The 8,576-nt window shown below is 65.7% G+C and carries 10 protein-coding genes and 1 pseudogene; 7 read left to right on the top strand and 4 right to left on the bottom strand.

Translation table 11 applies throughout. The features are described 5' to 3' along the window. Positions 1-58 precede the first annotated feature (58 nt). Entirely contained in the window at positions 59-514 is a 456-nt protein-coding gene (locus tag EN738_RS25500; protein ID WP_127286124.1) for a hypothetical protein, read from the bottom strand. Between the two features lie 77 nt (positions 515-591). Then, positions 592-738, bottom strand: a complete 147-nt coding sequence (locus EN738_RS35680) for a hypothetical protein (RefSeq protein ID WP_189605964.1) — start codon at positions 736-738, stop codon at positions 592-594. Between the two features lie 114 nt (positions 739-852). Between EN738_RS35680 and EN738_RS25505 the strand changes: the two genes are divergently transcribed. The 3 genes and pseudogenes from EN738_RS25505 (at position 853) to EN738_RS25515 (ending at position 2,898) form a co-directional block, all read left to right on the top strand. After that, a complete protein-coding gene (locus EN738_RS25505; RefSeq protein WP_127286125.1) occupies positions 853-1,119 on the top strand; it encodes a metal-sensing transcriptional repressor in 267 nt (88 codons plus the stop codon). Positions 1,120-1,130: 11 nt separating this feature from the next. Next, a pseudogene (locus EN738_RS25510) lies at positions 1,131-2,087 on the top strand (cation diffusion facilitator family transporter); the annotation flags it as partial. 97 nt (positions 2,088-2,184) lie between these two features. Then, positions 2,185-2,898 carry a sulfite exporter TauE/SafE family protein gene (locus tag EN738_RS25515; protein ID WP_127286127.1) on the top strand — a complete coding sequence of 238 codons (714 nt, stop codon included), beginning with the start codon at positions 2,185-2,187 and terminating at the stop codon, positions 2,896-2,898. Positions 2,899-2,916: 18 nt separating this feature from the next. Here the strand turns inward: EN738_RS25515 and EN738_RS25520 are convergent, their stop codons facing one another. Beyond that, entirely contained in the window at positions 2,917-3,483 is a 567-nt protein-coding gene (locus EN738_RS25520) for a cytochrome c (RefSeq protein WP_127286128.1), read from the bottom strand. Next, positions 3,480-4,988, bottom strand: coding sequence for a multicopper oxidase family protein (locus tag EN738_RS25525; protein ID WP_127286129.1), 1,509 nt, complete (start codon positions 4,986-4,988; stop codon positions 3,480-3,482). Before EN738_RS25525 ends, EN738_RS25520 begins: the two co-directional genes overlap by 4 nt. Positions 4,989-5,230: 242 nt before the next feature. Here EN738_RS25525 and EN738_RS35685 point away from each other — a divergent pair, with 242 nt between their 5' ends. The 4 genes from EN738_RS35685 to EN738_RS25540 form a co-directional block, all read left to right on the top strand. Next, positions 5,231-5,392 carry a hypothetical protein gene (locus EN738_RS35685; RefSeq protein ID WP_189340653.1) on the top strand — a complete coding sequence of 54 codons (162 nt, stop codon included), beginning with the start codon at positions 5,231-5,233 and terminating at the stop codon, positions 5,390-5,392. 264 nt (positions 5,393-5,656) lie between these two features. Then, positions 5,657-6,724 (top strand): type III polyketide synthase, encoded by a 1,068-nt coding sequence (locus tag EN738_RS25530; protein WP_127286130.1) that lies wholly within the window; start codon positions 5,657-5,659, stop codon positions 6,722-6,724. Then, on the top strand, positions 6,721-7,440 hold the full coding sequence (locus EN738_RS25535) for a methyltransferase domain-containing protein (RefSeq protein ID WP_127286131.1): 720 nt from the start codon (positions 6,721-6,723) through the stop codon (positions 7,438-7,440). The genes EN738_RS25530 and EN738_RS25535 overlap by 4 nt, the downstream gene beginning before the upstream one ends. Beyond that, the coding region (locus tag EN738_RS25540; RefSeq protein ID WP_145966928.1) for an NAD(P)/FAD-dependent oxidoreductase at positions 7,437-8,576 on the top strand (1,140 nt) is incomplete at its 3' end. The genes EN738_RS25535 and EN738_RS25540, both read left to right, overlap by 4 nt.

Below are 8,576 nucleotides of genomic sequence, written 5' to 3' on the forward strand. Positions count from 1 at the left end.
TGCAATCAGTTTTACCGCTGACTGATGGTATTTGGCTTCCCGGCGCGGCCGGAGCCCGTCAAACCCCCGCGTCGCGGCGCAGGGCCGCGAGGAACAGCAACAGCAGCGCCAGCGCGTTGAGGCAGGCGGCGGCCGCGTGCGAATATTCCCATTGCCGCCTGAGTATCTCCCAATTGTCGGGCAGCATGGTCCAGTTGCGGGTCGCCCGGTTTGCCGGAAAGGTGAAGCTCCAGAACACGAACTGCGTGGCGCCGATGGCGATGAAGGCAAGTGCCACCAGGCCGAAGGCGCCGCCCGAGCGGTAGAGCACGACCGCAAGTGCCGCGCTCGACAGCAGGGCGCCCAGCACGAGGCTGCCGAACAGGCTCCAGCCATCATAGGCGCGCTGCGCGGCGAGATAGCTCGTGCCGTCGAGCTTCAGCTTGTTGAGCATCGAGAACAGATGCGCGCCGGCCGGCACGAACGCCAGCGCCGCGAAGATGAAGCTCACCACCCTGAGACCATAGATCGCCATGCCGCTTTCTCCTCCACGGAGAAGCTAGGGCAGGGGGCGGGCCTGGGAAGGAGGGATCGAAGGCTGGCGCGCCCGCCTCAAAATCCGAAGAACTGCCGTCCGACGAAATAGCCGAGCGCCACGACCACCAGCGGAAACAGCGCCGGCGCCACCTTGCCAAGCAGCGAAGGCCTGATCTCCTGGATCGGAGTGTTGCGCGTGGCGTTGTGGAGGTTCTTGGTCATCATATTAGCGTCGCCTGAACAAATTAATATTTTGCAAACCCTGGCGGGACCCAGCCTCCGAAAGCCCTCCAGCCGGCTTGACTCTATCCTCCCCGGGGGGATATTCCCCGCCCCATGTCAGAAGGCATCCATACCTCGCACCCCGCCATCGTTAAGCGTTTGAAACGCGCGCAGGGCCACCTTGCCGCGGTGCTCTCGATGTTCGAGGCGCAACGCCCCTGCGTCGACCTTGCCCAGCAGCTCCACGCCGTGGAGAGTGCGATCAGCAGCGCCAAGCGCGAGCTGATCCACGATCATATCGAGCACTGCCTGAACGACAGCGCCGAGGGGGGCTCGCATGACGCGCTCGCCGAGCTCAAGCAATTGGCGAAATATCTATGAGCGGTTTTGGCATACGCGTTCTCGACTGGTTCGGCCTCGGTTCGCACGATCACGCCGGGCATGGCCACCATCATGACGGTCACGGCCCTCATGGCCATACGCATGGCGTGGTCGACCCCACCATCGCCACCACGACGCGCGGCATCTGGGCGATCAAATGGTCCTTCGTGGTGCTGGCAATCACGGCCGCGCTGCAGCTGGTCGTCGTCCTTCTGTCGGGCAGCGTGGCGCTGCTTGCCGACACCATCCACAATGTCGGCGACGCGGTCACCGCCATCCCGCTCTGGATCGCGTTCATGCTGGCAAGGCGCAAGCCGTCGAAGACCTTCACCTATGGCCTCGGCCGGGTCGAGGACCTTGCCGGCATCATCATCGTGCTCATCATCCTGTTCAGCGCCATCGTCGCCGGCTACGAGGCGATCGACAGGTTGATCCATCCAAGGGCGATCGAACTCCTCGGCTCGGTGGCGATCGCCGGCATCATCGGCTTCATCGGCAACGAAGCGGTCGCCGTGTTCCGCGTCCGCGTCGGCCGCGAGATCAACAGCGCGGCGCTGATCGCCGACGGCTACCACGCCCGCACCGACGGCTTCACCAGCCTGGCGGTCGTCCTCGGCGCCATCGGCGTCTGGGCGGGTTTTCCACTCGCCGATCCGATCATCGGCCTGCTGATCACGATCGCTATCTTCGCCATTGTCTGGCAGTCTTCCAAAGCCGTGCTGACGCGCATGCTGGACGGTGTCGAGCCCGGCATCGTCGATAAAATTCACCATGCGGCCGAGCATGTGCCGGGAGTGCGGCTCGTCGATGCGAGGGCGCGCTGGATCGGCCACAGGCTGCATGCCGACATCGCCATTGCCGCCGATGAGACCCTGCCGCTTGCCGAGGCGACCAGGCTCGCGGCTATGCTCGAGGACGAACTCTTCCAGCACATGCCGGCGCTGGCAGCGGCCAATGTGCGATTCGAGTGGCACGATCACTCGCACCAGCATCACCATGACCACGGCGACCATGCCGGACATCGGCACTGACGCTCGCCGAGTCCGGCGGCTATAGTCCCGCCCGATGCTTCAGACCCTTGTCGAGTTCCAGCGCACGATCTACCTGGCGCTAGCCGACCAGATCAAGCTTCCGGCGGCAGGCGGCGGTTGGCTGGCGTTCTTCTCCTTCCTGCCGATGGGCGTCGTCTTTGGGGCCGCCCACGCACTGACGCCAGGACACAGCAAGGCGGTGCTCGCCACTTATCTCGCCGGCTCGGATACGAAGGTGTCGCGCGGTCTGCTTGCCTCGATCGCGCTTTCCGCCACGCATGTGACGATAGCGGTGCTGATCGCCGTGCTCTCCCTGCCGCTTGTGTCGCTGGCATTGGGAAGCGTCGGTCGGGCGCCGCTGCTCGAAGATGTCAGCCGCGCGCTGCTCGGCGTGATCGGCGCGTGGATGGTCTGGCGCGCGCTTGGCCATGGGCATAGCCACAAGCATGAAGGGGAGGTCGTGGGTTTCATGGCCGGCCTGATCCCGTGCCCGCTTACGCTGTTCGTCATGACTTTCGCCATATCGCGCGGCGTCCCCGGCGCCGGCATCCTTTTTGCGTTGACCATGATGGTCGGCGTTGCGTTGACGCTGTCCTGCGTTGCCGTGCTGTCGATCTTGTTTCGCGAGCGGCTCGTGCATCTCTTCGACAGCCGGCCGCGCCTGTTCGACCTCCTCTCGCGCGGCATCGAGGGCGTTGCCGGCCTTGTTCTGGCCAGCGTTGCCGTCTGGCAGGTTACGTCGAATTGAAGCGATAGGTCGCCCGTATCACTTCACCTTCCGCCGGAACTTCGAATGGCAGCTCGAACAATCCTGCAGGATGAGATGCAGGAGATGCTCCGCCGGCAGCTTGGCAGGATCGACATGCACGGCGTTCGGCCGTTTGCCGAGCAGGCTGCCGCCATCCGTCGGCAGCATCGCGCCCATGCGCATGTCGCTGGTGATTTGCGCCGGCGCCGTTTCGGCCTTTGCGGCCAGCGCCGAGGCGAGCCCGCCGATATGGCGGGCGAGCGCCTCGAATTCAGGCCGCGCCTGATCGATCTCAGCCTTGGCGCCGGAGGGCGCGCCGAGCGTGCCTGACGGAAATTCGACGATCAGGACGGGGCCGGTGCGGGTACGAAGCGTATCGGCCGCCGTCCGGAAGTCTGCAGCGTCATAGGCTCGCTTGCCGTCGAACATCTCGGCAACGGTTTTCGCCGCCGCCGCCATCGCCTTCATTGAAGCCTGGCGGGCGGCAACGACCGCGTCGCCCGAGGCCACGGCCAGCGGCGAGGACATAACGAGCGAGCCGGTAAGCGCCAGCATCGCTACCCGGGATGCGATGCCCGCCGTCATGCCGTGACGTCGAGAACGCCCATCATGCCGAGTTGCTCATGCTCGAGGATGTGGCAGTGATACATGCGCCGGCCAGGCTGCTCCTGGCGCAGCAGCAGCCGCAGCGTCTCGCCGCGCGCCACGTTGACGGTGTCTTTCCAGGCAAGGTAGGGCGGCCTGGAGATCTTGCCGTCGCGCTCGTGCTCGATCACCTGGAACTGCGTGCCGTGGACATGGAAGGGATGGTCCATGTCGGCCTGGTTGACGATCTCCCAGAGCTCGGTCTCGCCGGCCTTGCCGACGATGTCGACGCGCGCCATGTCGAAGGCCTTGCCGTTGATCAGGAAGCCCATTTCCATGCCGGTGGCGTTCATCGCCATGGTTTCGCTGAAGACGAGGCGCCGGCTAAAGGCGGGGGCAGGCAGCGGCGCGATCGGCCGCAGCCTCGCCGGCGGCGGCGGCATCGCTCCTCCCGCGTCTTCGGAGACGTCGACGGTCAGCAGTGTCAGCCCACCGTCTGCCGGGCGACCGGGCCCCATCCAGCCGCGATCGTAGTCAAGCGTGGCGAGGGTGACGGGGCCTGGCCGGCTGAAGGAGGCGACCAGTTCAATGCGCTCGCCCGGGCTGAGCAGGATCTCGTCGGCCGCAACCGGCGCCGCCAGTAATCCGCCATCCGTGCCGATGACGGTCATCGCCGCACCGTCGAAGGCGAGCTTCAGGAAGCGCGCATTGGTGGCGTTGTAGAGACGCAGGCGCCGCACCGCGCCTTTCGTCACGGCAAGCCTGGGATTCTTCTGGCCGTTGACCAGCACATGGTCGCCGACGCGGCCGTTCATCAGGTCGGTCATGGTGTTGGCGGGCATCGAGCCGTCGGCGGCGAGCCTGAGGTCGGTGAGCACCAGTACGGTATCGCCATATTCGGCCGGCACCGGATCGGCCTTGGCCTTGACGACGAAGGCGCCGGCAAGGCCGCGATAGACCTGCTCGGCGGTCGCGCCGTGGGCGTGCGGATGATACCAGTAGGAGCCGGCCGACCCTTCCGGAAGCTCGAAGGCGTAGACGCGGTCAGTGCCCGCCTCCACCGGGTCCATCGGATTGCCGTCCTGATCGGCCGGCACCGGCATGCCGTGCCAATGGATGGTGCTGGCCTCGCCTTCGATCCGGTTGGCGAAGGTGATCTCGACGCGGTCGCCCTCGAAGGCCTCGATCAGCGGCCCGGGGCTCGTGCCATTATAGGCGAGGATCGGCGTGTCCAGCCCTTCGGCGAAGCGCGTGACGGCCGCTTCCGCCGTTAGCCGTGCCTTGAACAGGCCTGGCCGGCCGGCCGCGTTGGCGAGCAGCGGCAGGTCGCGCAACACCTCGCCCTCGGGCAGGGTGACGGCGCCGTCGGCCATCGCGCCCATGTCGTGCCCACCATGGCCGCTCATGTCCATGCCGGACATGTCGTCCATCTTCATCTGCGCCAGCGCGCGTGGGCTCGCCAGAACCGTCGCCAGGCCTGCCGCCAGAAAACCGCGTCGATGCATCGTTTGCTCCTGGATATCGAGGGAGTCCGCCGCCGGATTTCTCCACGCTAAGGGTTCCAGTTGCTGGAAGGTCAAGCCGGATCGAGGGCTGAGGTCGGAAATTCAACGGAAGGGCGGCGGCGGGCTGATGGTCGTTATCGACGTCACGTGATCGCGGCGATCGGCTTCTTCAATCCGGCGTTGCGCCCGGGAGCCTGGAACTCTTTCCGCTCCGGTCGGGTTTATAAGCGAGGCGAACCGCCATGGACGACAAACAGCCCGCCGAAAACCACCCGGGAAGGATCCTCGCCACCGTGCTGGCGATCTGCCTCATCATCATCGCCTTGTTCTTTATCGGCTTCAGATATTCGGAGCGCGACCAGGGGGCCTTGATCGTGCCCGGAGGGGTGCAAGGCAGCGAGTGAATCGGCCCGAAGCTTTTGCCTGACGGGCCGAAGATTCACGCCGGCTTGATGCGCTTGTGGCCGGCGCGCCTTTCGCGCGCCGACGAGACCGTAACACTTTGATTTTGCGTATGATCCTTTCAGAATGTTTTGGATCGCGCCAGGAAGAAACAGGTTTTTCGAAACGTTTATCGAATAGGCAACGCTCAACGCCTGGCGCCTGTCAGTAGCGGAAAATCCCTCCGGCACAGCGCGCATCGCGCCCGAGCCCAGGGAGGCAGAAACGTGTCCGCCAACGCCTATATCAACCGGATCGCGACGGCGGTGCCGCAGCACGACGTGCACCAGTTCTACCTGCGCTATGCAGCCTCGATGCTCGCCTCCGATCGCAGGAGAATATTCGAACGCATGGCCGGCCTCGCCGGCATCGAGCACCGCTTTTCCTGCTTCGCGCCCGCCCTCGAACCCGAAGGGCCGTCGGCCGATTTCGCCGGGACCTTCAGGCGCGGCGCGTTTCCCGGAACCGCCGTGAGAATGGCGATGTTCAGCGAAGCCGCCCCCGTTCTGGCGCAAAGCAGCGTCGACGGGCTGCATCTTGGCGATGAGGCGTCGCGCATCACCCACCTCATCGTCACTACCTGCACCGGTTTCTCCGCGCCCGGCATCGACCTCGACCTGGTTCAGCGCTGCGGCCTGCCGGCGGGCATCGAGCGCACGATAGTCGGGTTCATGGGCTGCTATGCGGCGGTCAGCGGCCTCAAGCTTGCCCGCCACATCGTCCGCTCCGATCCGCAGGCCAGGATCCTGCTGGTCAATATCGAAATATGCACTTTGCACATCAGGGAGACCGACGAGTTGGAAAAGCTGCTCTCTTTCTGCCTTTGGGGCGATGGCTGCGCGGCGACGCTCGTGACCGCCGAGCCGCCCGGCATCGCGCTCGACTCCTTCTGTTGCGCCGTCGCCGGCGAGCAGCGGGACCTGATGACCTGGGATATCCGCGACCACGGCTTCGACATGTTTCTTTCCGGCAAGGTCCCGGGGGCGGTCCAGGAAGTGTTGCGAAGCAGCCAGGACGCCATCCTTGGTGGCCGGCCGCCGGAGGCGATCGACCTCTGGGCCGTGCATCCCGGCGGGCGCAGCATTCTCGACGCCGTCGAAAGGGCGCTCGATCTCGAACCGGCCGCGCTCGAGCCGTCGCGCGAGGTGCTGCGCGGCTACGGCAACATGTCGTCTGCGACGGTCATGTTCGTGATGGAGAAGATGCTGAAGAAGCCCGGCGGACTGCTGGGCTGCGGCATGTCTTTCGGACCCGGCCTAACGGCCGAGACCATGCTGTTCAGGACCGTCTCATGACCGCGCTCGCGCAGCGCAGCCTTATCCCGGAAATCCTGGATCGGCTCGCCGCCGACGATCCACGGGCGCGCGCTTCACGCCGTGACCTCCGCCGCATCAACGCACTGATGCTGCAGGCGCGGATCATGGCGTCATTGCTGAGGAAATTCGTGCCGAAGCCGCCGGGCCGCATCCTGGAGATCGGCGCCGGCGACGGCACCTTCATGCTGGCCGTGGCCCGGCGCATGGTCAAGCAGTGGCCGCGGGTAGAACTGACGCTGCTCGACCGTGTCGACGTTCTCACCGCCGAACTCTCGGTGGATTTCGACCGTCTGGGGTGGACAGTTGCAGGCATCACCGCCGACGTCTTCGACTGGGCGGAACGGGCCGGCGGCAGCCGCTACGACGCGATCACCGTCAACCTCTTCCTGCATCATTTCGATGACGCCGGGCTGCTGCGTCTGTTCTCACTGCTGGCGCCCAAAGCGCCTTTGCTCCTGGCAACCGAACCGCTGAGATCGAAGCCGGCGCTCGTCGCTGCCGGCCTTCTGCCGGCGATCGGCGTCAACGACGTCACCCGGCACGATGCGGCCCAGAGCGTACGCGCCGGCTTTCGCGGCAACGAACTCTCCGCTCTCTGGCTTAAGGTCAACGGCATGCCGCTCGAGGAACGGCGTGCCGGTCCGTTTTCCCACGTCTTCGTCGGCGCCGGTAGCGTTTCCGATCCGGACCGATGACACGTCTGTCGACCCATGATGCGATCATCATCGGCGCCGGGCCGGCGGGTACATCCGTTGCGCTGACGCTTGCCCGGCGCGGATGGGCGGTAGCGATCGTGGAAAAGCGGCTGTTCCCGCGCCGCAAGGTCTGCGGCGAATACATCTCGGCAAGCAATCTCGCGCTTCTCGACCGGCTGGAGATAGGCGACGCCTGGCGCGCCAGCGCAGGCCCGCAAATCCGCCGCGTCGGCTTTTTCTCCGGCAATACCCGCGTCGAGGCGGCAATGCCTCCGGCAAGAGCAGGGCGCTGTGCAGATGACGGCTTCGGCCGGGCGCTGGGGCGGGACGTGCTCGACACTCTGCTCTTGCAGGCGGCGTGCTCGGCGGGCGCCGAAATCTTCCAGCCCTTTTGGCCCGTCGCCATCGACCGGGATGGCGACATGCAGACGGTACGTATTCAGGCCAGTAATGTCAGCGACGAACACACGATGTTGCGGGCGCCGGTGATCGTCGCGGCGCACGGTTCCTGGGAACCGGGCCCCCTGCCAAGCCAACTCGCAAAGACCAGCCGTCCGTCGGACCTGCTCGGCTTCAAAGCGCATTTCATCGGATCGTCCCTCGCAACTGATCTGATGCCGCTGTTGGTATTTCCTGGCGGCTATGGCGGCATGGTCTTCGCCGACCATGGCCGGCTGTCGATCTCCTGCTGCATCAGGCGCGACGTGCTCGCGCGGCTGCGCGGCAACCGTCTCCCCGAACAGGATGGTCCCAAGGAGAATGGCCACCTATCTGCGGCCGATGCGGTCTGCCGCCACCTCATGTCATCCTGCCGGGGCGTAAGCGATGTCCTGGAGGGAGCCCGCCTCGACGGTCCATGGCTTGCGGCCGGACCGATCCGGCCCGGCATCCGCGCCTGCTACGAGCGCGATATCTTCCGCGTCGGCAATGCGGCCGGGGAATCGCATCCCATCATCGCCGAAGGCATCTCGATGGCGCTTCAGTCCGGCTGGCTGCTGGCTTCGGAACTCGGCGGGGCGCCAACGGGCCAGGCGGGCCGCGAAGCGGCCGGCAGACGCTACGAGGCCACCTGGAGAGGATTGTTCTCGACCCGGGTCTACGCAGCCGCGGGCATCGCCCGGCTTGCATTTTGCCCC

The sequence above is a fragment of the Mesorhizobium sp. M4B.F.Ca.ET.017.02.2.1 genome, from assembly GCF_003998955.1.
Taxonomy (GTDB): Bacteria; Pseudomonadota; Alphaproteobacteria; order Rhizobiales; family Rhizobiaceae; genus Mesorhizobium; species Mesorhizobium abyssinicae.

Bases quoted from the DNA above. Each gene is read 5' to 3' on its own strand.
- EN738_RS25515 (WP_127286127.1), top strand. From the start codon at position 2,185: ATGCTTCAGACCCTTGTCGAGTTCCAGCGCACGATCTACCTGGCGCTA.
- EN738_RS25520 (WP_127286128.1), bottom strand. From the start codon at position 3,483: ATGACGGCGGGCATCGCATCCCGGGTAGCGATGCTGGCGCTTACCGGC.
- EN738_RS25500 (WP_127286124.1), bottom strand. From the start codon at position 514: ATGGCGATCTATGGTCTCAGGGTGGTGAGCTTCATCTTCGCGGCGCTG.
- EN738_RS25505 (WP_127286125.1), top strand. From the start codon at position 853: ATGTCAGAAGGCATCCATACCTCGCACCCCGCCATCGTTAAGCGTTTG.
- EN738_RS25535 (WP_127286131.1), top strand. From the start codon at position 6,721: ATGACCGCGCTCGCGCAGCGCAGCCTTATCCCGGAAATCCTGGATCGG.
- EN738_RS25525 (WP_127286129.1), bottom strand. From the start codon at position 4,988: ATGCATCGACGCGGTTTTCTGGCGGCAGGCCTGGCGACGGTTCTGGCG.
- EN738_RS35680 (WP_189605964.1), bottom strand. From the start codon at position 738: ATGACCAAGAACCTCCACAACGCCACGCGCAACACTCCGATCCAGGAG.
- EN738_RS35685 (WP_189340653.1), top strand. From the start codon at position 5,231: ATGGACGACAAACAGCCCGCCGAAAACCACCCGGGAAGGATCCTCGCC.